Origin of the sequence: Caulifigura coniformis (assembly GCF_007745175.1) — a bacterium.
Taxonomy (GTDB): Bacteria; Planctomycetota; Planctomycetia; order Planctomycetales; family Planctomycetaceae; genus Caulifigura; species Caulifigura coniformis.
This window is the reverse complement of the sequence record NZ_CP036271.1, coordinates 5,799,884-5,822,178: the sequence shown is the minus strand read 5'-3', so window position 1 is coordinate 5,822,178 and position 22,295 is coordinate 5,799,884. Positions and strand designations below refer to the sequence as shown.

Sequence of the window (22,295 nt, the reverse complement as noted above, 5' to 3'; positions counted from 1 at the left end):
ATCCTTTCCCCTATCATCCCTCTGAAAAGCAACTGTGGAAGTGCTCTAAAGGGGCAGCTTTTCGGTCGGGATAAAAAAAGAAACCGCCTTCTTTATGAAGGCGGTCTCGGTGACTGCAGCGACGCGTCGCGGATTACTCTGCGGCGGCCGGGAACTTGCCATCCTTCAGGAGGTCGCCATAGGTCTTGCCTTCACCGGCGTCCTTCGACTCGGCCGTCTTGAGGGCTTCCTTGATCTTGGGTTCGTCCTTGACGTTCTTTCCGCCGACGGCCGTGCCGAACTCCTGGGCGTACTTCGAGAGCTTCTTCTTGTTGGCTCCCTTTTCCCCGCCATGGCAGATGCCGCACTTCGATTCATCGACCTTGGCCTGGTCGAGCTTCGTGTAGGTCTCTTTGAAGGCCTTGAAGTACTGCAACCGGGCCTGAGCCCGTTCCGGCGCCATCAGTCCCGTGGCCGCGATCGCGACGATCGCCAGAACAAACATCGAAAATCGCTTCATACGCTACTCGCTCCAATCGCGCAGGGGTTGGTTTCGATGGCGTTTACCCACCAGAGCGGCTCGCATCATTCGGCCCCTCGTGGCGCAATAAGTCAGACGGTGTGCCTCATCCCTACACGCCGCCATCGAATCTTCATGGATTAGACGTGTCGGCAGATGACCTGTCAATGATTCACTTCAACGGAAATTGATACGTCGGAGCGGTCGAAACTGCTGTCCCTGATGCGGGTTGGGTAGGAGAAGCGGCGACTTTTGCAGCGTCGTACACCCGCCGAGGCGAGAACAGACCGGCCGAGGCGGCCTGGTGGGGAATCGAGCTGGCAGGAATCACCTGCCGAGCGGGTCCGAGGTCGATTTCGATGTCTTTCAGGTCCAGGACGCGGTCGGTCGGCTCCGCAGCGGGAACCGGGACTGAGGAACGCGCCCCGGGGGATGACGGCGCGCTTTCCGCAGCAGCAGCCGGGGCACCGGATCCCGCCGCGCCGTACGGGGCGAACAGTGTCTCCAAAGCCGAGCGGACCCGGACAGCCGACTGGTCGGCCGGGACGGAACTCGCCGTCTCCATCGACACGCGCGGGGCGGTGACGTCCGCGGGCTGCGACAACCGCGCCGGACGTTCCGGCGCGACGCGGCGCTCGCTCGCGGCCGGAGTCAGTCGAATCGGAGACGGAGCCGTCTTGCCCCCTTCCGGGGCCGGGCTCTTCGGAGCCGCCGCCTGCTCGTCAGGAAGCAGGTCGAACGATTCGGCATTGTCTCCCGTGGCGCGCCCCAGGAGATCGTCCGTCAACGAATCCGCCACCAGCTTGGCCTGCCCGTCGGCGACGAGGGCCGCGGCCAGCTCGGGGTATTGCTTCCACATGGCAGTCCCCCATTCACGCACGTCCGCATACGCGCTGCGGATCGGTGGCTGGTCGGTCCGGGGGACCAGCATGAAGCCTTCGCTGTAGCGAACGACGTGATACCGCAGCGCGATAAACGACAGTCCGGCCCCGAGGATAAGGCCAAACAGGAATGGCTTGGTTCTCGACACGTCAACCTCTTGGAAATAGCGATGACGGTGGTCCATGAACGACCTCTCCGGCAATCACGTCGACCGCCGGCGACCCGACACGGCGGCATCAGTGGCCCTGGCATTCCACGGGCGTCTGCTCGTGGACGCCGTGCAGGCGACCGACAGGCAAATCTAAACCTGACCCGTGAGCCAGGCGGCCGAAACTTGAGTGCTTCGACGCGTTTCCACGCACGTCAAACCGCCCGCCCAGCCCTGGTTAGGAAATGCCGGAGCAATTGCGCAGCTTGCCCACACTCCCCAACAGGAGTCGAAACGCCCAGTCGCGGCCTCACGGGTGGCAAACCTCATCTTCCCGCCCAAGCCGAGGTTGAGGTAAAAGCCGCCGATTCCACGCTTCCCACCCAAGCTTGACCCCGATTTCATGTCCCCCGTCGCCGTCCGCCTGTCGCTCGTCGCCGCGATCCTGATCGCGGCCGGGTCGGGTTGCGTCAGCCGTCGGTTTACGGTGATCTCGGACCCGCCGGGCGCCCTGGTGGAGGTAGACGGCCAGCGAATTGGCGTCACGCCGGTCTCGATGGACTTCACCTACTACGGTACCCGGAACATCACGCTCTCCAAACCCGGCTACCAGACCCTGGCCGTCGAGCAGCCGCAGCGCACGCCCTGGTACCAGATCTTCCCGTTCGAGTTTTTCTCGGACAACTTTGCGCTGACGCACATCACGGACCGCCACGTCTTCAACTACCGGCTGGTCCCCTCGAGCCCCGATTCAGAAAATCCGGGCTCCCTGATCGAGCGCGGCCGAAACTTCCGGTCCCAGGCCCAGATTCCACAGTAACGGCGCTCAGGCCGGCAGGAATCGAAGGCAGTGACTTTCCTGCCACGATTCGAGCATTCACAATTGCCCGATCGAGTTCAGTCACGGGCGCCCGCGGGCGCCACCAACGGGATCAGGCAGCAATGAGCGTAGGGATCGGAATCATCGGCGTCGGCTTCATGGGCATGACGCATTTCGAAGGCGCCAAACGGGCCGGAAACGCCGAGGTCGTCGCGATCGCCACTCGCGATCCGAAGAAGCTCCAGGGCGACTGGTCCAGCATCCAGGGCAACTTCGGCCCCCGCGGCGACTCCCTCACCGATCTCAATGGGGTCGACTGTCACAGCGACTACCAAGATCTGCTGAAGAACCCCCGCGTGCAGCTCGTCGACATCTGCCTGCCGACGGACCAGCACGAAAAAGTCGCCCTCGAAGCGCTGGCGGCCGGAAAGCATGTGCTGGTTGAAAAACCGATCGCGATCGAAACGGCCGCCGGTCAGCGGATGGTCGACGCCGCGAAGAAGGCGGGCAAGCTGCTGATGGTGGCGCACGTGCTGCCGTTCCACGCCGAGTTCCGCTACGCCGCGGACATCGTTCGCAGCGGCATGTACGGCAAGCTCAAGTCGGCAACGTTCCGCCGGGTGATCGCCCCGCCCGACTGGTCAAAGGACATCGCCGATTTCCGGAAGCTCGGCGGCTGGGGGATCGACCTCCATATTCACGACAATCACTTCATCGGCCTCCTGTGCGGGACGCCGAAGCAGGTCTACTCGCGCGGCATCCTGGTCGACGGCCTCGTGAACCACGTCTGCTCGCAATACCTGTTCGACGACCCCGAGATGACGGTGAGCTGCACGAGCGGCGGCATCGCGGCCGCAGGACTCAAATTCGCCCATGGCTACTCGATCATCCTCGAGCAGGCGACGATCGAATTCGACGCCGGGACCTACGGAGACGAATGGGTCGTCAATCGGCCGCTCACGCTGATCACCAACGACGGCGCGGTCACGAATCCTGAACCCGGCGGCGGATCCGAATGGTGCTCGGCCTTCGCGGACGAAATCCAGACGGCCTGCAACGCCATCGAGACGGGCGACGAGTCGCCGATTCTGTCGGGCCAGCTGGCCCTCGACGCCCTCAAGCTGTGCCACGCCGAGGCCGAGAGCATCAGGACCTCGAAGGCGGTGGATGTCAGGTAACAGGAGACCGTGACGACGCTCCCCTCGGGTTCAGTCGAGCATTGTGATGCCGAGAAAGATCCGCGAGCTCGTTCGCGAACTCCTGCACGCGAACTTCCAGCTTGCGCAAGGAGGCGGAAAAGGCTGACATCGACAGTTCAGCCACCCGGACTTTGAGGGGATCGTTACAAGCAGTGGACACGACGGCGACGATGCGAAGCCGTACCAGGAAAAGCAGGTGGCCCGAGCAATCGAGTCGATCAATGAAAGCCGCTGATCGCTATCACAAATGGGTGGAATGGAGCGACGAAGACGGGGTCTATCTCGGTCGCTGCCCTGACCTGATGACTGGAATCCACGGCGACGATCCCGTGAAGCTCTATGCAGATCTGTGCGAAATCGTCGATGAAGTGATTGATCAAATCGAGCGTGAAGGCCGGAGACTTCCAGAGCCACGGACGAGGCCCATGCAGGAAGTGGGGTGACGTGACGACTTCAGTCTCTTTCGTCACATGTCCGTGCTGAACCGGTGCACCGTCGTCTGTCGGTAGCTCTCCCCCGGCCTCAGCACCGTCGACGGAAAATGAGCATGATTCGGGCTGTCCGGGCAGTGCTGGCACTCGAGGCAGAACGACGTCTGCGGCTGCTGGTGGGGCGACTGCTCGGGCTTCAGGTTGTTGGCCGTGTAGAACTGCACGCCGGGTTCAGTCGTGAGAACTTCCATCACGCGGCCCGATTTCGGATCGCGGACTTTCGCACAGGGCCTGAGCTTTCCGAGCTCGCCGTTGACCAGGTAGCAGTGGTCGTAGCCCTTCCCGACTTCGCCGATGTGCAGACCGATCGGACGGGGATTGGTGAAATCAAACGACGTATCGGCGACCGGTTTGACCTCGCCGGTGACCGTGCCGGTTTCGTCCGCGAGGCAGTAGCGGTCCGCGGAGATCTGCATTTCGTGATCGAGAATCGGCCCGGAACCTGAGCCCGACAGGTTCCAGTAGGCGTGGTTCGTGAGATTGAGGACGGTCGGCTGGTCGCTCGTGGCGGCGTATTCCATCCGCAGTTCGCCATCGGCGGTGAGCCTGTACGTCACCTCGACATCGATGTTGCCTGGATAGCCTTCCTCACCGTCTGCCGCGCGGTAACGAAGAACGACGCCATCACCCGCGTCCGTGGCCGAACCGCTCCAGATGCGCTTGTTAAAACCGATCTTTCCGCCGTGGATATGGTTCTTTCCGCTGTTGGCGGTGACGTGATATTCCTTGCCATCGAGCGTGAACTTCGCGCCGCGGATCCGATTGGCGTACCGGCCGCAGATGGCGCCGAGCGAACCTGGGTTCAACGTGTAGTCGCTCGACTGGGCGTGCCGCACGTTGACGTTGGCCAGCTTGCCGGATTTGTCCGGCACGTTCACCTCGACCAGCGCGGCCCCCTGGTTGGTGACCTTCGCACTCAGTCCGTTCGCCCCCGTGATGGTGAACAGCAGGCAATCGCGGCCATCTTCAGACGTGCCCCAGCGTTCGACGGAGACGCTCATGGATCTTCACTCGGCTGGTGCAGCGCCGGAGGTTCGGGAGAGACCTGGACGCAAAGGCTCTCCAGCCGGGCAACGGACCTGCGCCACGCTACACTGCGTCGCGGCCTCCCGCAAACAAGTCGTCTTCCAACCCGTCGGCAGTTCGAGCTGGTCATGACTTCCACTTCCATCGACGTCGCCGCCGCCCACCTGCACTTCGCTCCGGCGTGCTTCAACCGGGCGTGGGAACTGCTTGACAAGCCCGACCGCACGTCGGCCGAGAACGACGAAATGCTGCATTCGGCCGTCGCCTCTCTCTGGCACTGGTCCCGGCGGGAAGACTGCCGTCCGCGCAACCTGGCGGTCGGCTACTGGCTGGTGTCGCGGGTCCAGGCAATGCTTGGAAATGGACTCGAAGCCCGTCGGTTCGCCGCACGCGCCGCCCTGCATGCGACCGGCGAACCGCCGTTCTACATGGCCTACGCGCACGAAGCACTGGCCCGCGCCGGGCACGTCCTGCATCACGAACCGGCCGTGACGCGCCACCTCGACGAGGCGCGCCAGCTCCTGGAACTGGTCACCGATCCTGAAGAGCGGAAGATGCTCGAGGCCGACCTGGAATCGCTGGCTATTCCTGCAGCGGAATCGTGAACTCCATCGGCTGGCCGACCCGTGTCACCTTGATGGCGACTTTGTCGCCCGGATGCCGTTTCGACACCGCGTGCCAGAAGACGTCCGCCTCGCGCTCGAGAGCGGTCTCGCCGTCGTAAGCGACGATCACATCCCCCTCCTTCAGACCGGCCTTCAGGGCGGTCGCGTGCGCGCCGTACTTACCGAGTCCGATGACGCGCAGCGCCGTCTGCCCCTTCGCGATCCCCTGCGACTCGCGTTCCGACTCACCGAGAGGCTCGAGCCGCATGCCCCCCAGCGTCATGCGGCGCAGGCCCCACGACGTGACTCGCCAGGAAATATCTCCCGCCCGCTTCCACCCCGCCGGAAGAGTCAGCGTCGCGGGCACCATCTTGCCGCCGCGCTGCAGCTCGGCCTTGATCGTCCCCCCTTCCGCGGGAGTGCGATGCAGCACCCACTGAACGTCCGCGATGGAAACCAGCGGCTGGCCGGCGAGCGAAACGATGGCGTCACCGGGCTGAATGCCGGCCGTCGCGGCCGCGCTCCCGGGTTCGACGCTGAGCACCGTGGCACACTCCCTGGGATCGAGCGTCAGCCCGACAACCGAAGGATGCGGGGCCGGGAACATGACCGATTCCGGAACGGGCTTCCCCGATTTCCAGTACAACTCGCGCTGGGCGTCGCCGATCTGGTGACAGTGAATGCAGCTCTGAACAACGTTCCCTTCGTAATTCAGCGTTGCGGTGTATTTTTCCTTGAGAGCGGGGTACTGCTCGGGAGAGGCGAATTCCGTCGCGGGGCCTCGTTTGCCGGCCAGCGATTCCCGGTTCCCCGGAAAGGCCGCGTGCAGTTCAAGCCCCCTCGCGAGGGCTTTTGCCATGCCGGTCAGCGAAACGTCCCCCACCCACTCGGTACGGTGCGAGCGTGTTCCGAATCGGCCGTAGATGGTCTTGTCGGCATTGAGCAGGAACACCGCGAACGACTGGTCGGTGTCATACTGGAACAGCGACAGGTCGAGTCCGTTGGTCCCGACGATTCGAACGCACACGTATTTTTCCAGCAGCGGCTTGATCACCGGATCGGTGTCGACCAGTTCATCATCCAGCTTCACGCATTCCTCGCAAGGAATGCACCGCAGCACGACAACCAGCGGCTTCCCGGTCGCGCGCGCCTGTGCGAAGCCTTTCTCGAGATCGTTGTAGATCCAGAACCCTTCGGCTTCGACTTTGGCCTTGTCGGCCCGAACCTTCTGCTCCCGAAGGTTCGGGGGAGCGGCCGACAGCAATGAACCCAGGGCAAGCCAGAACACGAACGCCGTTCGCATGACAACCTCCGGGGGAACGTGAGGACGGAATGATCCTAACGAGCGGGCCTCACCGGGACGAACGTCGCCCACGCGACGACGGGATGGGACGTCGCGACTCCCGCACGAGCCGCACGAGCGTCCGCGTCATCCACGCAGTTGAAACGGCGAATACGGCCATCCAGGCGACGTTCCGGTCTCCTTTGATCCGCACCCGATCCGGATCGGACGGCAGGAATTCAATGTCGACGCGTTGGCCGTCGCTGATCCCGGAATCGAGCGGTGCCCGCAGCACGGCCGCACGCCGCGCCCCGCCGCGATCTTCGAACTCGGCTTCGACACGCAGGTACTCCCGCGAGCGTCGTCCCGGTTCGACAACGCGATTGACCCGCTGGACCGTCGCGACGGCCTGTTGACCGGATACGAAGTAGCGAAGTTCGTGAAACGTGTGCCACGACGCGACAAGGAAGGCCGCAGTCGCGGCCAGCATCAGCATGAAGCGTCCACGTTCGGCGTCCGCATCGATGCCGGGAACATCACCGCCGGCCGGCATGGGCATCAACGTCATGTCACCGCCCGTTCAGAAAGATCTCTCAGAAATCGCGGAACGGCCCCCGAGGCTCGGCCGCGTCCATCGTCTTCTTCCAGTCTGCGAACTTCGCCCTCAACTCAGCGGCTTTCTCGGGCTCGGCTTTGAGCAGGTCGTTCTTCTCTTCGAGATCACGGGCAAGATTGAACAGCATTTCGCGCTCGCCCAGGCGAATCCATTTCCATTCGCCGATGCGGGCCGCGGAATGATCCCGTCGCTGCCAGAACATCTCCGTCCGCGGCGATGGCGCACTTCCCCTCAGCACCGGAAGCATGTCGAAACCATCCAGCGTGACGCCCGCCGGGTTTGGCGCGCCGCACAGCCTGGTGACCGTCGGGAACACTTCGAGACTGGTCAGGAACTCGTCCGACGACGTGCCCGGCTTGATCACGCCGGGATAACGGGCCAACGCAAGCACGCGAATCCCCCCTTCGAACATCTGCGATTTGTGCCCTCGCAACTGGCCGTTGCTTGCCTGGCCCGATCCCCCATTGTCGGAGAAGAACAACACCAGTGTGTTGTCGGCCAGCTTGAGTTCATCGAGCGTCTCGAGCACCCGGCCGATCGCGGCATCCATCGAGGCGAGCGCCGACAGATATTCCAGCTTTCGTTTCGAAGGAGTCGCGACGATCGCTTCCTTGCCACGCGACTTCCCGGGCTGGGTGTCGTCCTTCAGATGCGGGAACTTCTTCTTGAATTCATCCGGGCCCTGCGCGGAAGAGCGGATGACCGGATCGAGGTTGGACGCACTGTGGGGAGCGTTGAACGGCAAGTAGAGGAAAAATGGCCGGTCGCGATTCTGACGGATGAACTCGACGCCCCGGTCGCGGAACAGGTCGGTGCAGTAGGTTCCTTGATCCTTCGTCGTCGGCTCGTTGCCGGCATACATCGAGGGGACGCCATACCGCTCGTGCGTGAAGTAGTCGATCCCCGTGTTCACGAAGCCGTAGAAGTCGTCGAAGCCTTTCTGCAAAGGGAGGAATCGCTTCAGCGTCCCGAGGTCCCACTTCCCGTACAGCGCGCTCTGATAGCCGGCCGTTTTCAACACCGCCGGCAGCAGCACTTCGCGAGTGTCCATCCCGCCGATCCGCTCGAAGGTGACCTCGTACTCGGCCGCGGAGTATTTGTGACCATAGTCCGGGGCTTCGTTACGGATCATGTCGTAGATGCCATTCCGCTGCGGGTAGCGTCCGGTGAGCAGGGCCCCGCGGGAGGGAGTGCAGGCCGGCCAGGCGACGTAGAAACTGGTCAGCCGAACGCCTTCCCGCGCAATCCGGTCGAGCGCGGGCGTGATGACTTCCGGATTGGTGAGCCCGAGGTCGTTGTACCCCTGGTCGTCGCTGACGATCAGAACGACGTTCGGCGGACGATCGGCCGCGCGAGAACCACTGGCCATCGCGGCAAGCATTGCAATCGCTACGGCAATTGGCTGGATGTGGCGACTGACAGTCATTGATCCGTTCCCGAAACAAAGGAGGGGACCACGGAAAGGTCGGATGAAACGGAAAGAACGTTCAGACGTTGTCTTTCCGCGTCCTCCGCGGATTTCGTGTATTCCGTGGCTTATTTTCAGGCCGTCCTGGCGACGGCCTCCAGCAGAGCGTCGTGAATCAGGCCGTTACTGACGATGACGCCGCGATTGGCGGACAGTTCGCGGCCATGAGTGAACTCGAGCGGCTTGCCATCGACGTCGGAGACTTTGCCGCCCGCCTCTTCCACGACCAGCACGCCGCCAGCGTGATCCCAGATCTTCTCGCGGTAACCGGCCTTCGTCGGCAGGCGGAGATAGGCATCCGCCTCGCCCCGGGCCACGACGCCATACTTCGCCTGGCTGTCGAGCCGGACAGGCGTGGACTCGATTCCCAGCAGCGCGGCAATCTGCGACGAGCGCCCGTGGGCGCTATGCCCCGATTCGACACTCTCGCAGAACCTTGCGGCTGATGCCTTGCCCGTTCCGCTGACGCGGACCGGCTTCGTCTCGTTCGAGCCGTCGAGCCGTCGCAGCGTTGCCCCTTTTCCGCGAACCGCCGAGAACAGGCAGCCCGTGTCGCGATCCCAGCCATCTTCGGCCGAGAGGTTCGGGCACCCCAGGAGGCTCACCACGATCTGCCCATCGACGATCAGCGCCAGCGACACCGCGTACTGCTCGCCCCGCAGGAACCCCTTCGTGCCGTCGATCGGGTCGAGCGTCCAGAAGCGGTCGCCGCCGTCCCCCCGTCCGGCGTCGATCCAGCCGCAGACGGTCTCCGCGTGCACGCCCGGATTGGCCGGCGTCAACAACCCGACAACCCGGTCAAGGAACGGCCGCCGCTCGTCGCTGAGCAGGTCGGCCGCCGTCTCTTCGCCGATGATCGGGTCGTTCGGAAATGCATCCGTCAGGATCCGGCAGACCACCGCCTGGCTGGCGAAATCCGCGATCGTGACGGGACTGCGGTCGTCTTTCTCCAGCGACGATCCGGCGATCTCCTTCTGCACCTTGCGGCAGATTTCGCTCGCTTCGCGAACCGCTTCCAGAGCGGTTGCCAGTTCCTTCTCGAACCCCATGATCGCGTTCCAATACAGGTCAGACGGTGAAGATCACCGCACAGTAAGCAAATCGCCGCAGGGGACAAGCATTACGTGAACCGATGCTCCCAGCCGCCTCGGCCCAGGGGGCGACGCGAGTCGGCGCCGAGCAGCCAGACGCCAGGCTCAGGAACGCATCGGCCAATGGAATACAGTTCAACTCCACCGGGCGGCTGCGACAGCAGCGTTTGAGCATCCTCTTCGCTGACGCAGAACAGCAACTCGAAGTCTTCTCCGTCGGAAAGCGCGTGGTTGAGGCGGTCGGCGTGAGGCTGTCCCGGGGCCACATCGTCGTGAATCGGGATCGCCCCGGCATCGAGTTCGATTCCAACCTGGCTCGCTTCGACAATGTGAAACAGGTCCGAGGACAATCCGTCGCTGAGATCGAGCATGGCGTGCAATTCGACGCACTGATGCAGGGCCTGGGCCTCTGAGAGTCGGGGGCGAAACGTGCAGTGACGGAGCGAGGGAAGACTTCCGCCAACCGGGCCGGTCACAAACACCCGGTCGCCCGGCCGCGCTCCCGCCCGCGTCACAGCCCCCCTCCCCGTTGGCTCCCCCAGGACGGCCACATTCACGACGAGTGGCCCGTCCCAGGAATTGGTGTCGCCCCCGACGATCGGACAGCCCGACTCCTGTGCGAGACGAAGAAGCCCGTCATACAGCCCCTCTGCGAGTGCGCGGCCGCCGCGACGCGGCAACGCAAGGCTGACGACCGCTCCCGTCGGCCGGCCGGCCATCGCCGCAATGTCGCTCAGGTTGACCGCGAGACACTTTCGGCCGATCAGGTCTGCAGGTGTCTCTCCGACGACGAAATCAACGCCGTCCATCAGCATGTCCGTGGTCACCAGGGTCGCCGTGGACGTTTTGAGCAGCGCCGTGTCATCTCCAATGCCGATGGCCACCCGCGGACCGCTCCCCGCCCTGCGACGGACATCGTCGATCCAGTTCCATTCCGAGTGTTCCGCAGGCGGCATGGCGACGGGGTGTGATTCCGGGAGAGTGGGAATTCATCGAACCGCCGACCATCACTGATGCCGTTCATCGAGCGCGGTGATTGCGGTTCGCTCCCTGAACCCTACAGTGAAGCACCGTGCCTTCGCGACTGTCGCGTCGACACCCTCCCTGCCTCGCGCCGACCGGGAAACACTGCTGTGCCTGTCTTGATGCGCCTCCCACTCCTCGTCTGTCTGCTTCTGCTGGCCCTGAACGGCCAGGTAACGGCCGCAGCACCGAACATCGTTCACGTCCTGATCGATGACATGGGGTGTTCCGACCTCGGATGCTACGGCAATGGCGAGGTGAAGACGCCCCAGATCGACCGCCTGGCGTCGGAAGGACTGCGGTTCGCCAACTTCTACACGAACTCCCCGATCTGCTCTCCTTCAAGGACCGCGTGGACGACCGGGCAGTACCCCGCCCGCCTCCGGATCCTCTCGTTTCTCTCGAACCGCGCGGACAACGAGAAACGCGGCATGCCGCAGTGGCTCAATCCCGACGTCTGGACCATCGCCGACGGCCTCAAGGCGGCCGGCTATGCGACGGGCCATTTCGGGAAGTGGCACATGGGAGGGCAGCGCGACGTCGGCGAAGCTCCCCTGATCACGGAGTACGGATTCGACCGCTCTTTGACGAACTTTGAAGGTCTCGGCGACCGCGTCCTCCCGCTCCTGAACGCCTTTGACGGAACGGAGCCCAGACGCCATGCGCTCGGAAGCGACAACCTGGGACGCGGTAACATCCGCTGGCTCGATCGCGATCGAGTCACCGGCGCATTCGTCGAGGGAGCGCTCGCCTTCATCGATCACTCCCAGGCTCAGAAGAAGCCCTTCTTCATCAATCTCTGGCCCGACGACGTCCACTCCCCCTTCTTTCCCTCGGAAGCGAAATCCGACCTCAAAATGAAGCGACGGCGCTACCTGGCCGTCGCGGAGGACATGGACCGCCAGTTCGGAGCCCTGTTCGACCGCATTCGAAACGACGAGACCCTGCATCAGAACACCATCATCATCGTCACCAGCGATAACGGACCGGAACCAGGCGCCGGATCGGCCGAGCCGTATCGCGGATCGAAAGGACAGCTCTGGGAGGGAGGCATCCGCGAGCCACTCATCGTCTGGGCCCCGGGCTTGATGAACAGGTCCGCGATCGGCACGCAGAACCGCTCGTCGTGGCTCACGTCGGTCGATGTCGCCCGTTCGCTGCTGACGATCGGTGGAGCGTCGCTGCCGGAGAAAGGGACGCTCGACGGCGAGGACCTGAGCGCCACGCTGCTCGGACGCGAAAGCCAGTCCCGAAAATCGGCCGCACTCTGGGTCCGTCCGCCCGACCGGCCAGGGCCGAAGGATGCCCCGCTCCCCGATCTGGCGATTCGTGAGGGCCACTGGAAGCTGCTCACCATGCAGGATGGCAGCGGCCTCGAGCTCTACGACCTCAACGCCGACGCGACGGAGCAGAAGAACGTCGTCGCCGCCAATCCCGACGTCGCCGCCCGGCTGAAAAACCGGGCGATCGGCTGGTTCGACGAGGTGTTCGCCGGGTCGTTTCCCAAGCGGCCTGAATGACGCGTCTCGAATCGCACGCCCCCGGGCCCTCCTCGTCGCTTCTCATTCGTCAGCCCCATCATGACTGCCGTTACCGTCGACCACGTTGAACATCGCTACGGCGACCGGCAGGCACTCGCGGGGCTTTCGTTCGACGTCGCGACCGGCGAAATCTTCGGATTGCTCGGCCCCAACGGCGGCGGGAAGACGACCCTTTTCCGGCTCCTGAGTACGTCGCTGCCTCTGCAGACCGGGGCGATCACGGTTCTCGGGCTCGATGTTTCCCGGGATTCCCACGCAGTTCGCCAGCAGATCGGCGTCACGTTCCAGTCGCCAAGTCTCGATCGCAAGCTGACGGTCTCCGAGAACCTGCAGCATCAGGGGCACCTGTACGGGCTGATGGGGCACGACCTCCGCACCCGGATGGATCGGCTGCTCGAGCAGTTGGGCCTTTCCGACCGTCGAGGCGACATCGCCGGCACGCTTTCCGGCGGGCTGCAGCGCCGTGTCGAGATCGCCAAAGGCATGCTCCACGATCCACAACTGCTGCTGCTCGATGAGCCCAGCACCGGCCTCGACCCCGGCGCCCGCCACGACCTGTGGCGCTACCTGGGACAGCTGCGCGCAGCGGGTGTCACCGTGCTGGTCACGACGCACTTGATGGAAGAAGCCGAAAAGTGCGACCGCCTGGGGATTCTCGACAACGGCGCCCTGGTCGCCATCGGAACGCCAATGGAGCTGCGAAGCTCGATCGGCGGCGACTGCGTCACGCTCCAGTCGCCTGATCCCGATCGCCTGGAATCGCTGATCCTCGACCAGTTCCGCGTCCCGGTTCAGCGACTCGGAGAATCGCTCCGCATCGAACATGCCCAGGGACACGAACTGCTCCGCGACGTTGTCGCGGCCGCCGGTGATCTCGTGAGGTCCTGCACGCTTGGTAAACCGACGCTGGAGGATGTCTTCATCCAGCGGACCGGGCACAAGTTCTGGGAGGCCGATGCCGAGAACGGCGACAAGAAAGCGTCACCACGAAAACGGCGAGCCTGAGCGAAGCGAGAGCGTTCCAGGCCCCCTACTTCGTCTCGAGGCTGTCCTGCCCGTCCGTCAGCCATTCGAGGTTGAACCGCGCCACGGTCAGCTTCTCCCCGGCGAAGTCCGACTTTGCCCCCGTCCCGTAGAAACACAGAATTGTCCCGTCCTTCGTCACGCCCAGGTCGCTGTACGCCGCCCACGAAGGCTCGACCGATTTCGATACGGCCCAGGTCTTCCCTTCGTCGTAGCTGACGCGAACGGTCATGTTCCGGCGATCGCGGCTCTTACCCGGATCGGCCTTTCCATCCGCCCGTTCGAGGTTGGCCGGATTGGCGAACAGAATGCGATTCTTTCCGGCAGTCTTTTCCGTCGACAGCCGCACCAGGCTCCCCATGCAGATCGGCTCGATCAGCGCATCGTCAAACACCGGCGTCGACCAGTTCGTCGCGCCATCGGGGCTGATCGTCACGAGCCTCCGGTGGGCCTTCGACTCGTTCCTGGCGTTCAGCATCACCCGGCCATCGACGAGTTCAATTGCGAGGGTTTCACTGGGGTTGATGATCTCGTCTGTCAGCGGAACGGCGATCTCGCCCGCGTGCCACGTCTTGCCCTGGTCGTCGCTGTAGATCGTCGAGGAGACCGACGGCCGGTGCGCGTTGCCGCCGGTGGCCGTCGACAGCCAGACCGGAACGACCAGGCGGCCGTTGGTGAGCTGGATCCCGTGGTCCGGTCCGGTGGCAAGAACTTTCCAGTCGTAGTGCTTCCGGAATGCTTCAAAAGCGTCGGTGATTTCGACGGGAGACGACCAGGTGCGGCCGTCGTCCCTGCTGTTCATGTAGAAACAGCGGAAATACTCGAGGCAGAACAGGAAGTGGACGGTTCCATCCCGGTCGGCAATCAGCACCGGGTTGTTGTAGGTGACGTCGCCCGGCTTCACGTTCTTCAGGCGCAGCGCGACCGGGTTCTTGGTTTTCGGCCCGGGGACATCGACAACCTTTTCGGCCTTCGACCACGTCCGCCCGCCATCTTCCGAGCGGCGAAGAAGAACGTCGATCATGTCCCAGTCGCTGCGAACGCGACGCGCTTCGCACCAGGCCAGGACCGTCCCCTTCGCCGTCACGACAATCCCCGGGATGTGATAGAGGGCATAGCCATCATCTCCGGCCTTGAACAAATCGACCTTTTCCAGGAACGGCTCGGCCGCCGGGGCGCTCGCGGAAACAAGGCAGACAACAGCCAGCACACATCGCGACGAGAGGCGCATCACGGTCGCTCCGAACGTTTCCAGGGGAGATGCCGGAGTATGCGACGAGCCCATCCAGACCGCAACAACGCACGAAGCCCGGCGGTCACAGGAACGCCGGGCTTCGTGGAAATCAACTTGGCTTCGTGGAGACGAGCGACTCACGCCGCCGCCGACATCGGGGCGAGCCGCAGCGCGGGACGCGCCTGATTTCGCACGGCCTCCAGAATGCGATCGGCCACATCAAGCGCCGCCAGCCCGCGGCGACCATCCACCCGCGGCGATTCACCCGTCCGGACGGCCTGCAGGAAATCGGCCAGCTCGGCCGTCAGCGCATCGACACCCGTTGGAATCTCCGGATGTTCGATGGCGATGAAGTCGGTGAACATGCTTTCCTTCAGGCCGGCGATGTCGACGCCCGGCTGCTGCGCCAGTTCAAAGGGAAGCTCGCCATTTTCAGCGCGCGGGCCAGGGCGATAGCAGGTGACCTTGCGCTCGTGGAGGTCGGCGTGAACGCAGCCCGAATTCGTCCAGGCGATCATGGAACGCCGGAAGAAGGGGCACACCCGCAGGGCGGAGAGATCGGCAACGCAGCCGCTGTCAAACGTGATGCGTGCCTGGACGCCATCTTCCAGGCCGCCGGCAATCGTCGCCCCCATCGCCTCGACGTTGGACACCGCACTGCCCGCCAACTGCAGGCACAACTCAATGTCGTGGATCATCAGGTCGTGGACCGCGCTGATATCCATCGAGCGAAAGGCATACGGACTGAAACGTTCGGCCCGCAGATAGCGGGGCTTCGAGACGAGCCGGTCCAGCGCCTCGAACGCCGGATTGAAGCGTTCGATATGCCCGACCTGGATCGGCACGCGATGTTCGCTCGCCAGGCGGACCAGCATCCGGCCCTCTTCGGTATTGGCGGCCAGCGGCTTTTCAACGAGCACGGGCGTGCTGCGGCGCAGGAAACTCGCGGCGACGTCTGCGTGCATGCCGGTTGGCACCACGATCGACGCGGCGTCGACGCGTCCGAGCAACGTGCGATAATCGGGCGTCCATTCGCAATGGCAGGCGTCCGCAACCGCCTTGCCCTGCGTTTCGTTCGGATCGGCGACAGCAACCAGTTCGACAGCCGGATTGCTGGAAAGAATTCGTGCGTGATGCCGGCCCAGAGCGCCCACGCCGATGACAGCCAGTTTCAGTCGTTCCATGACTCTGCTCCCCTGCCTCGAAGAGATTCCATCCCCTTCGCCGCGCGCTCTGGCACGGCGGGTGTGTTGTAGCAATTGCAATGATTCGATGCTACAGGGACCTCAACGTGCGGCCGGAGCCAGAGACGTGTCCGCGAAGGGACAATCGCCTCCTTCGTGGTCACGCAGCTTTCGCGGTCGTCGGCGCATTGCGGAACGCTTCGCGCTGACGCCCCATCTTGCCCTCGGCCTGCCGCGCGATGAAGTCGAGGAGATGCACCAGCTCGGGCGGAAGCTGGCCGGCGAGCTGCGCTGAAAAGTGTTCGCGGACCTCTTTCAGGGCCTTCTTCTGACGGAAGAGAAGTCGATGTGCCTGCTTGATGACGGCAATCGACTCGGCTGAGACGCCGGCCCGCTGCATTCCGACGACGTTGATATTCAGCATGGTGACCTGGTCGCTGCCGAAGGCCAGCATGTACGGGGCGACGTCGATCGTCACCCGTGAACCGCCGCCAATCATGGCGCACGTTCCGACAGATCCGAAGTGGTGAATGACGGAGTTGCCAGAGATCACGGCTCGATCATGGACATGGACATGCCCGCCCAGGAGGACGCCGTTGACGATGATCGTGTCGTCGTAGAGGCGACAGTTGTGGGCGACATGGGCATTCGCCATCAGCAGATTTCTGTCGCCGATGCGGGTGATGCCATCTTCTTTTTCAGCGCCGCGGTGGACCGTCACCCCTTCCCGGAACTGGTTGTTGTCGCCGATGACGACCTGCGTCTCCCCTTCGACATACGACTTATCCTGCGGCTCGCCGCCGATCACGCTGTTGGGCCAGAACCGGTTGCCCCGGCCGATCGTCGTGCGGCCGACAAGGGCGACGTGACTGTCGAGGATGCAGTCGTCCCCGACGACCACTTTCGGTCCGACGACGCAGAACGGCCCGATCTGGACGTTCTCGCCGATCTCGGCGGAAGGATGCACTTCAGACAGGCGTGAGATGGAGGTCGCCATCGTGGCGTCTTTCGTAGGGGCCGTTCTTCCGGGCAAGTCATGCCGCCCGGCGGAGAGTCTGCCTGGAACTGTTCGGAAAGGTCGTCAGCCTTCGGGCCATCTCGTGATTGAGGTGATGGCCCGAACGGGTCGCGTGAAAGTGGCCTGTCAGCCGCCCGCCGCACAATGCCAGGTCGCCAATGGCGTCGAGCAGCTTGTGGCGGGCGCACTCATCGGGCCAGCGCAGGGAATTGTCTTCGATTCCGCCGTCGTGAAAGACGAGCAGGTTCTCCGTGGTCGCGCGACGGCCATATCCCATCGCCCGCAGCCCTTCAATCTCCGAGGCGAGTACAAAAGTCCGCGCTCCGGCGATCTCTCGGAGAAACGTTTCCGGACGGACAGCGACGCACGCCGATTGCTTCGGAATGGGGGAGCCGGGCCCGTAATCGAGGGAATACCGGACCCGGTATTCTGGATCCCCATTCGCTTCGATGGTCTGGCCGCCGTTTCCTTCAACGGAGAACGGGGAGGCAGGCCGAAACGCTTCCACTTCGGCCGACTGTTCGACGATTCCCGCCACGAGCAGCGCTTCGACAAACGGCAGGGCCGAGCCGTCGCCAATCGGCGCCTCGGGCGCATCGAGTTCGACGAGGCAGTTGTCGATGCACAGTCCGGCCAGGGCGGCCATGACGTGCTCGACCGTTTCAATTGTGGAATGGCCGTCGGAGAGGGCCGTGCGTCGCGGCACGCGGGCGACAAATTCCGCTGTCGCCGGGACGGGCCTCGAATGAGGAAGGTCGACGCGGCGGAAGGCGATTCCAGAGCCTTCCTCTGCCGGGTGAAACACCAGGCGGCAGTCGATGCCGCCGAAAAGCCCGAATCCTGAGACCTCGGCGGTCGTCGCAATCGAACGCTGGCGGTCCAGTGTCATCAGGACATCACTGCGGAAAGAAAAGCGGAAAAAGCGTCCCGATATGCAGAAGCACGGATGGGCGGATTGGGCCCATCCGTGCCTGAAGAAACTCAAGCCAGTTCGCAGCTTGCTCAGCGGGTCGCGGGTCCGCCGGCAGGCGCGGTCGCGGTGCGCGGCTTGGCAGCGCCCGAGGTCTTCGCGTACTTGTCGTTCAGGTAGTTCAGGATCGGGTCGGTGAGGTCGTCTTCACCGCGATAGTAAACCACCTGGCGGTTCATGCTCTGGATGATCGCCTGGGGATTCTCGGCGTCTTCCACCGGATTGCGGTTGAACCGCATGATGAGCGTGTACTTGTAAACGCCGGCGTACTGCTGAACCGCGTTCTGGACTTCCAGGTACACGGTCTTGTAGATGTCCGCCTCGGCACGCAGGAACGTCAGCTGCGAGGTCTTCTTGAAGGTCTCGAGCTTCGTGGTCGCCGCGATCAGCTCGGCTTCCATCTTGCTGTAGTCCGGGCTTCCCTGCTGCAGCTGGGTCATCCGCTCCTGGATGGCCTTCATCGCGTCGATCTGCTTCTTCGCCTGCTCGTCAGCCGCCTTGATCTGCTCCTGCAGCGCGGCCGTCGAGGTCTTGAACTTCTCATAGTTCTTGAAGACATGAGCCATGTCGATCAGGCCGACCTGGTGTGCGGCCGACTTCGGCGCCGCAGTGCCCTGCCCGAGCGAGTCCCGGGCTGAGAGGAACAATCCGGCCGCCATCAGTGCGGCGGCGGAGCAGATAATGAGCTTCTTCACGGCGAAAGCACTCCTTTGCTGGGCCGGACGAGTCCCGGCCGCCCGCGGCAGCCGAATTTGATCCGAACATGGCCTGATGCCCCCCGCGGGGCGATGTAAACGAAGGTCGGTCGACCCCGGCGAGTCCAGTTCCCCGGAGGTCAACACGGAAAATCTCCCAGTTCACCGAATTTCGGTCAAGATGAGGGAGAACCTTGCCGACCGGCAGACGGGGGAGATCGGCAGGAACTGCGGGTCCCTGATCCCGTCCCCCCTCCTCCAGACCTCCGCGCAACCGCTCACGGACTGGTGGAGGAGCTATGAACACCATCCGATTCAGCCCGTCACGCGCCCACGGCTCTCAGAATCTGCCTGCAGAGTCGCGGCAGGCATTGGAAACCCCGACTTCTCCGGAGAAATCGCGGACGGCGCCCAGGTCTGGCATGCAACCGAGGGACGCAGCCGGGCGTTTTCGTTGCGGACACAGTCGCACGCCCGCATCCCGGTACGACCTCTCCGCCGGGAATCCGCCTCACCCTCCACGGGTCAGGACAAGGGAGAAGGGCCAAGAAGGCGCAACCACACACAGACACGCGCCCTCCTTGCTCACCTTCATGATTTGGGCGGGCGTCCCTCCTTGTCATTTCGTTCGGAACTGCCGACAATCCAGCATGATGCGCCGATCACGCGTGAACCGCTGTCCGACCGCGCTGTCTAATTTTGTAACCCATTCCGCTGCAAGTCGTGAGTCGCTCGATGTCCGCTTCGACCAAGAACCTGTTTGATAAAGTCTGGGACCTGCATTCCGTCGGCACGCTCCCCTCCGGGCAGACGCAGCTCATCATCGGCCTGCACCTCATTCACGAGGTCACCAGCCCCCAGGCGTTCGACATGCTCCGCGAACGCAACCTCAAGGTGAAATTCCCGAGCCGCACCGTGGCCACGGTCGACCACATCATCCCCACCGACAACCAGCTCCGTCCGTTCCAGGACTCGCTGGCCGAGGAAATGATGTCGGCCATCGAAAAGAACTGCCGTGAATTCGGCGTCACCCTCCTCGACCTCAAGGACAATCGCCAGGGAATCGTCCACATCGTCGGCCCCGAACAGGGCCTCACACAGCCCGGCATGACCATCGCCTGCGGTGACAGCCACACCAGCACCCACGGCGCCTTCGGGTCGATCGCCTTCGGAATCGGAACCTCCCAGGTGGCCTATGTCCTCGCCACGCAGACCCTGGCGATGAACAAGCCGAAAGTCCGGCGGATCGAGGTGAACGGCCAGTTGGGCAAAGGCGTCTACGCCAAGGACGTCGTCCTGCACATCATCCGCAAGCTGGGCGTCAAAGGCGGCATCGGCCACGCTTACGAGTTCGCCGGCGACGTCTTTGACCGGATGACGATGGAGGAGCGGATGACCGTCTGCAACATGAGCATCGAAGGCGGCGCCCGTTGCGGTTACGTCAATCCGGACCAGACGACCGTCGACTACATCAAGGGCCGGCCGTTTGCTCCCAAGGGGGCCGACTTCGATAAAGCCGCTGCCTGGTGGCTGAGTCTCGCGTCACCGAAGGGGGCCCGGTACGACGACGTCGTGAAGTACGACGCCAAAGACATCGAGCCGACCGTCACCTGGGGCATCAATCCCGGGCAGTCGGTGGGGATCGGGGAGTCAATTCCTCAGGTCGCGACGTTCGACGCTGAAGACCAGGCCGGCGCTCAGGAAGCCCTCGACTTCATGGAGCTCAAGGCCGGCCAGTCGCTGGATGGCCTCAAGATCGACGTCGCATTCATCGGCTCGTGCACGAACGGCCGGATCTCCGATCTCCGCGAAGCCGCCCGAATCGTCCAGGGCAAGCATGTGAAGCCGGGCATCAAGGCGCTGGTCGTCCCCGGTTCGCAGCAGGTTCGCGAACAGGCGATGCAGGAAGGCCTCGACAAGATCTTCGAATCGGCTGGATTCGAGTGGCGCGGCGCCGGGTGCTCGATGTGCCTCGCCATGAACCCCGACAAGCTCAAGGGCCGGGAGATCTGCGCCTCGTCATCGAACCGGAACTTCAAGGGCCGTCAGGGCTCGCCGACCGGACGGACGCTACTCATGTCGCCGGCCATGGTCGCCGCCGCCGCCGTGAGCGGCTGCGTCACCGACGTCCGCCAGCTGGCCTGACGTCAGTGGTCACGCGCCTGGGTCGACCCACTCCTTCGTGCCGTCGGCCCAGTTTTCCTGCTTCCAGATCGGGACGACCTGCTTCAGGGTGTCGATGAGAAACCGGCCGGCCTCGAACGAGTCCCCCCGGTGTGGGGTGCTGACGGCGACGGCCACGCTGACGTCCCCAAGCTCCAGCCGGCCGAATCGGTGAGCCAGGGCAATGCGGATCGCGGGCCAGCGGCGCGCCGCCTCGTCGGCGATCTCCTGCATCTTGGCCCGGGCCATCTCCGGATACGCTTCGTAATCGAGAGCAATGGTGCGAAGCCCGCCCGTCATCTCGCGAACGGTCCCGAGAAACAGGACCACCGCCCCGGCCTGGGTTGAGCGAACCCACTCCGTCAGTTCACTGAAATCGATGACCTCGCGGGTCAGATCGATCCGTGTTTCACAACGGCTCACCGCACCCAGCCCCTGCGAAGAAGACCATCGAATAAAACAGTCTTGATCGAGTCCGCCGAACTGACGGAATGAAAACGCCCGTTCCGTTTCCGGCACTCCGCCGTGAGGTGGTGTTCGAGGGCGATTCGATGCTCGTGATACAGCCCGAGCAGTTCTCCCGCGGAAGAGATATCAAGCGTCTGCTCGTTCTCGGAGTCGACGATTCGGAGGTCGCCGTTCAGTTCGGGATGAATCTCGATCGGCGCGAGAATCTGAATTCCATAGATCTCCAGCCCGGCGGCATTCAGCTGGTTGAACGGGCGAACGACGTCCCCGAATGTCAGGAAGTCGGACAGTACGACGGCGATCCCGCGTCCGCGATGACGGCGGAGAGCCGCTTCGACGGCCGCTTCCACGGTGCAGTCGCCGCCCCCGGTCAACCCTTCCAGGAATGAAAAGAATCGCTTGAGACTTGCCCGGCCTCCGGAAGGAGGAAGAAAGACCGGTTCTTTCTGGCTGGCGGAGCAGGCATAGACGGAAACACGTTCCACATTCATCAGGCCCATCACGCCCAGCGCGGCAGCGATCTGACGGGCCAGTTCGAACTTGCCTTCGAACATCATCGACGTCGACCCGTCGAGGATCAGCACGCAGTGCATGTCCTCTTCGTGGGCATACAGTTTCAGGTAGGGCTGATTGAGCCGGGAGAAGATGTTCCAGTCGATATGCCGGAGGTCGTCGCCCGCCACGTAGTCGCGGTAGTCGGCGAAGTCGACACTGGTTCCCCCCTTATCCGAAAGGTGTTCACCGCGCTGCCGGTTCGTGAGCCGTTTGACCGGAGCCAGCCGCATCCGCTCGACGCGGGCCAGGACGTCGTTCGGCAGGAGCGTCGTGAACTGCTGAGTCGTCGACACA

Annotated in this window: 23 protein-coding genes; 8 read left to right on the top strand and 15 right to left on the bottom strand. The window is 63.6% G+C overall.

Annotation, left to right across the window (positions count from 1 at the left end; all coding sequences use genetic code 11):
* Positions 1 to 133 precede the first annotated feature (133 nt).
* Both Pan44_RS23495 and Pan44_RS23490 read right to left on the bottom strand, forming a co-directional pair.
* Positions 134 to 499 (bottom strand): hypothetical protein, encoded by a 366-nt coding sequence (locus Pan44_RS23495; RefSeq protein ID WP_145034198.1) that lies wholly within the window; start codon positions 497 to 499, stop codon positions 134 to 136.
* A 172-nt stretch (positions 500 to 671) separates the two neighbouring features.
* Positions 672 to 1,565 carry a hypothetical protein gene (locus tag Pan44_RS23490; protein WP_145034197.1) on the bottom strand — a complete coding sequence of 298 codons (894 nt, stop codon included), beginning with the start codon at positions 1,563 to 1,565 and terminating at the stop codon, positions 672 to 674.
* On the opposite strand from Pan44_RS23490, the gene Pan44_RS28135 reads away from it, so the two are divergent.
* The 4 genes from Pan44_RS28135 to Pan44_RS23470 all read left to right on the top strand — a co-directional run bounded on the left by Pan44_RS28135 (position 1,564) and on the right by Pan44_RS23470 (position 3,991).
* On the top strand, positions 1,564 to 1,686 hold the full coding sequence (locus Pan44_RS28135) for a hypothetical protein (RefSeq protein WP_261342591.1): 123 nt from the start codon (positions 1,564 to 1,566) through the stop codon (positions 1,684 to 1,686). The two genes, Pan44_RS23490 and Pan44_RS28135, sit on opposite strands and share 2 nt — an antisense overlap.
* A 246-nt stretch (positions 1,687 to 1,932) precedes the next feature.
* Positions 1,933 to 2,349: a PEGA domain-containing protein gene (locus tag Pan44_RS23485; RefSeq protein ID WP_145034196.1), complete on the top strand. Its 417-nt coding sequence runs from the start codon at positions 1,933 to 1,935 to the stop codon at positions 2,347 to 2,349.
* Positions 2,350 to 2,471: 122 nt separating this feature from the next.
* Positions 2,472 to 3,527 carry a Gfo/Idh/MocA family protein gene (locus Pan44_RS23480; protein ID WP_145034195.1) on the top strand — a complete coding sequence of 352 codons (1,056 nt, stop codon included), beginning with the start codon at positions 2,472 to 2,474 and terminating at the stop codon, positions 3,525 to 3,527.
* A 242-nt stretch (positions 3,528 to 3,769) separates the two neighbouring features.
* A complete protein-coding gene (locus Pan44_RS23470) occupies positions 3,770 to 3,991 on the top strand; it encodes a pilus assembly protein HicB (RefSeq protein ID WP_145034194.1) in 222 nt (73 codons plus the stop codon).
* 23 nt (positions 3,992 to 4,014) lie between these two features.
* Here the strand turns inward: Pan44_RS23470 and Pan44_RS23465 are convergent, their stop codons facing one another.
* Positions 4,015 to 5,040, bottom strand: a complete 1,026-nt coding sequence (locus tag Pan44_RS23465) for an aldose epimerase family protein (protein ID WP_145034193.1) — start codon at positions 5,038 to 5,040, stop codon at positions 4,015 to 4,017.
* Positions 5,041 to 5,193: 153 nt separating this feature from the next.
* Here Pan44_RS23465 and Pan44_RS23460 point away from each other — a divergent pair, with 153 nt between their 5' ends.
* A complete protein-coding gene (locus Pan44_RS23460) occupies positions 5,194 to 5,670 on the top strand; it encodes a hypothetical protein (RefSeq protein WP_145034192.1) in 477 nt (158 codons plus the stop codon).
* On the opposite strand, the gene Pan44_RS23455 is transcribed toward Pan44_RS23460, so the two are convergent.
* The 5 genes from Pan44_RS23455 to Pan44_RS23435 form a co-directional block, all read right to left on the bottom strand.
* Positions 5,648 to 6,973: a Trx7/PDZ domain-containing (seleno)protein gene (locus Pan44_RS23455; protein ID WP_145034191.1), complete on the bottom strand. Its 1,326-nt coding sequence runs from the start codon at positions 6,971 to 6,973 to the stop codon at positions 5,648 to 5,650. The two genes, Pan44_RS23460 and Pan44_RS23455, sit on opposite strands and share 23 nt — an antisense overlap.
* A gap of 49 nt (positions 6,974 to 7,022) precedes the next feature.
* Positions 7,023 to 7,520 (bottom strand): DUF3592 domain-containing protein, encoded by a 498-nt coding sequence (locus tag Pan44_RS23450; RefSeq protein ID WP_145034190.1) that lies wholly within the window; start codon positions 7,518 to 7,520, stop codon positions 7,023 to 7,025.
* 25 nt (positions 7,521 to 7,545) lie between these two features.
* Entirely contained in the window at positions 7,546 to 8,994 is a 1,449-nt protein-coding gene (locus tag Pan44_RS23445) for a sulfatase-like hydrolase/transferase (protein ID WP_145034189.1), read from the bottom strand.
* 116 nt (positions 8,995 to 9,110) lie between these two features.
* On the bottom strand, positions 9,111 to 10,085 hold the full coding sequence (locus tag Pan44_RS23440; protein WP_145034188.1) for a 3'(2'),5'-bisphosphate nucleotidase: 975 nt from the start codon (positions 10,083 to 10,085) through the stop codon (positions 9,111 to 9,113).
* Positions 10,086 to 10,156: 71 nt separating this feature from the next.
* Positions 10,157 to 11,083, bottom strand: a complete 927-nt coding sequence (locus Pan44_RS23435) for a thiamine-phosphate kinase (protein WP_145034187.1) — start codon at positions 11,081 to 11,083, stop codon at positions 10,157 to 10,159.
* Positions 11,084 to 11,272: 189 nt separating this feature from the next.
* Here Pan44_RS23435 and Pan44_RS23430 point away from each other — a divergent pair, with 189 nt between their 5' ends.
* Positions 11,273 to 12,670 (top strand): sulfatase-like hydrolase/transferase, encoded by a 1,398-nt coding sequence (locus Pan44_RS23430; protein ID WP_145034186.1) that lies wholly within the window; start codon positions 11,273 to 11,275, stop codon positions 12,668 to 12,670.
* Positions 12,671 to 12,730: 60 nt separating this feature from the next.
* Positions 12,731 to 13,696 (top strand): ABC transporter ATP-binding protein, encoded by a 966-nt coding sequence (locus Pan44_RS23425; protein WP_145034185.1) that lies wholly within the window; start codon positions 12,731 to 12,733, stop codon positions 13,694 to 13,696.
* Between the two features lie 25 nt (positions 13,697 to 13,721).
* On the opposite strand, the gene Pan44_RS23420 is transcribed toward Pan44_RS23425, so the two are convergent.
* The 5 genes from Pan44_RS23420 to Pan44_RS23400 all read right to left on the bottom strand — a co-directional run bounded on the left by Pan44_RS23420 (position 13,722) and on the right by Pan44_RS23400 (position 18,815).
* Positions 13,722 to 14,945, bottom strand: coding sequence for a sialidase family protein (locus tag Pan44_RS23420; protein ID WP_145035161.1), 1,224 nt, complete (start codon positions 14,943 to 14,945; stop codon positions 13,722 to 13,724).
* Positions 14,946 to 15,085: 140 nt separating this feature from the next.
* Positions 15,086 to 16,132 (bottom strand): Gfo/Idh/MocA family protein, encoded by a 1,047-nt coding sequence (locus Pan44_RS23415; RefSeq protein ID WP_145034184.1) that lies wholly within the window; start codon positions 16,130 to 16,132, stop codon positions 15,086 to 15,088.
* A gap of 160 nt (positions 16,133 to 16,292) precedes the next feature.
* A complete protein-coding gene (gene lpxA / locus Pan44_RS23410; protein WP_145034183.1) occupies positions 16,293 to 17,129 on the bottom strand; it encodes an acyl-ACP--UDP-N-acetylglucosamine O-acyltransferase in 837 nt (278 codons plus the stop codon).
* Positions 17,130 to 17,166: 37 nt separating this feature from the next.
* The gene (gene lpxC, locus Pan44_RS23405; protein WP_145034182.1) at positions 17,167 to 18,039 is read right to left on the bottom strand and encodes a UDP-3-O-acyl-N-acetylglucosamine deacetylase; all 873 of its coding nucleotides are present in this window, start codon (positions 18,037 to 18,039) and stop codon (positions 17,167 to 17,169) included.
* 113 nt (positions 18,040 to 18,152) lie between these two features.
* On the bottom strand, positions 18,153 to 18,815 hold the full coding sequence (locus Pan44_RS23400; RefSeq protein WP_145034181.1) for an OmpH family outer membrane protein: 663 nt from the start codon (positions 18,813 to 18,815) through the stop codon (positions 18,153 to 18,155).
* A gap of 735 nt (positions 18,816 to 19,550) precedes the next feature.
* Between Pan44_RS23400 and leuC the strand changes: the two genes are divergently transcribed.
* Entirely contained in the window at positions 19,551 to 20,960 is a 1,410-nt protein-coding gene (gene leuC / locus Pan44_RS23395; protein ID WP_145034180.1) for a 3-isopropylmalate dehydratase large subunit, read from the top strand.
* A gap of 9 nt (positions 20,961 to 20,969) precedes the next feature.
* On the opposite strand, the gene Pan44_RS23390 is transcribed toward leuC, so the two are convergent.
* Entirely contained in the window at positions 20,970 to 21,401 is a 432-nt protein-coding gene (locus tag Pan44_RS23390) for a molybdenum cofactor biosynthesis protein MoaE (protein WP_145034179.1), read from the bottom strand.
* Positions 21,398 to 22,294: a DUF58 domain-containing protein gene (locus Pan44_RS23385; RefSeq protein WP_197453598.1), complete on the bottom strand. Its 897-nt coding sequence runs from the start codon at positions 22,292 to 22,294 to the stop codon at positions 21,398 to 21,400. The genes Pan44_RS23390 and Pan44_RS23385 overlap by 4 nt, the downstream gene beginning before the upstream one ends.
* Position 22,295 lies beyond the last annotated feature (1 nt).

What these genes read in the sequence shown, in the direction of transcription:
- Pan44_RS28135 (WP_261342591.1), top strand. Translation starts at nt 1,564, where the DNA reads ATGAACGACCTCTCCGGCAATCACGTCGACCGCCGGCGACCCGACACG.
- Pan44_RS23455 (WP_145034191.1), bottom strand. Translation starts at nt 6,973, where the DNA reads ATGCGAACGGCGTTCGTGTTCTGGCTTGCCCTGGGTTCATTGCTGTCG.
- Pan44_RS23435 (WP_145034187.1), bottom strand. Translation starts at nt 11,083, where the DNA reads ATGCCGCCTGCGGAACACTCGGAATGGAACTGGATCGACGATGTCCGT.
- leuC (WP_145034180.1), top strand. Translation starts at nt 19,551, where the DNA reads ATGTCCGCTTCGACCAAGAACCTGTTTGATAAAGTCTGGGACCTGCAT.
- lpxA (WP_145034183.1), bottom strand. Translation starts at nt 17,129, where the DNA reads ATGGCGACCTCCATCTCACGCCTGTCTGAAGTGCATCCTTCCGCCGAG.
- Pan44_RS23445 (WP_145034189.1), bottom strand. Translation starts at nt 8,994, where the DNA reads ATGACTGTCAGTCGCCACATCCAGCCAATTGCCGTAGCGATTGCAATG.
- Pan44_RS23460 (WP_145034192.1), top strand. Translation starts at nt 5,194, where the DNA reads ATGACTTCCACTTCCATCGACGTCGCCGCCGCCCACCTGCACTTCGCT.
- Pan44_RS23450 (WP_145034190.1), bottom strand. Translation starts at nt 7,520, where the DNA reads ATGACGTTGATGCCCATGCCGGCCGGCGGTGATGTTCCCGGCATCGAT.
- Pan44_RS23490 (WP_145034197.1), bottom strand. Translation starts at nt 1,565, where the DNA reads ATGGACCACCGTCATCGCTATTTCCAAGAGGTTGACGTGTCGAGAACC.
- Pan44_RS23430 (WP_145034186.1), top strand. Translation starts at nt 11,273, where the DNA reads ATGCGCCTCCCACTCCTCGTCTGTCTGCTTCTGCTGGCCCTGAACGGC.
- Pan44_RS23495 (WP_145034198.1), bottom strand. Translation starts at nt 499, where the DNA reads ATGAAGCGATTTTCGATGTTTGTTCTGGCGATCGTCGCGATCGCGGCC.
- lpxC (WP_145034182.1), bottom strand. Translation starts at nt 18,039, where the DNA reads ATGACACTGGACCGCCAGCGTTCGATTGCGACGACCGCCGAGGTCTCA.
- Pan44_RS23485 (WP_145034196.1), top strand. Translation starts at nt 1,933, where the DNA reads ATGTCCCCCGTCGCCGTCCGCCTGTCGCTCGTCGCCGCGATCCTGATC.
- Pan44_RS23465 (WP_145034193.1), bottom strand. Translation starts at nt 5,040, where the DNA reads ATGAGCGTCTCCGTCGAACGCTGGGGCACGTCTGAAGATGGCCGCGAT.
- Pan44_RS23415 (WP_145034184.1), bottom strand. Translation starts at nt 16,132, where the DNA reads ATGGAACGACTGAAACTGGCTGTCATCGGCGTGGGCGCTCTGGGCCGG.
- Pan44_RS23480 (WP_145034195.1), top strand. Translation starts at nt 2,472, where the DNA reads ATGAGCGTAGGGATCGGAATCATCGGCGTCGGCTTCATGGGCATGACG.
- Pan44_RS23425 (WP_145034185.1), top strand. Translation starts at nt 12,731, where the DNA reads ATGACTGCCGTTACCGTCGACCACGTTGAACATCGCTACGGCGACCGG.
- Pan44_RS23440 (WP_145034188.1), bottom strand. Translation starts at nt 10,085, where the DNA reads ATGGGGTTCGAGAAGGAACTGGCAACCGCTCTGGAAGCGGTTCGCGAA.
- Pan44_RS23420 (WP_145035161.1), bottom strand. Translation starts at nt 14,945, where the DNA reads ATGCGCCTCTCGTCGCGATGTGTGCTGGCTGTTGTCTGCCTTGTTTCC.
- Pan44_RS23470 (WP_145034194.1), top strand. Translation starts at nt 3,770, where the DNA reads ATGAAAGCCGCTGATCGCTATCACAAATGGGTGGAATGGAGCGACGAA.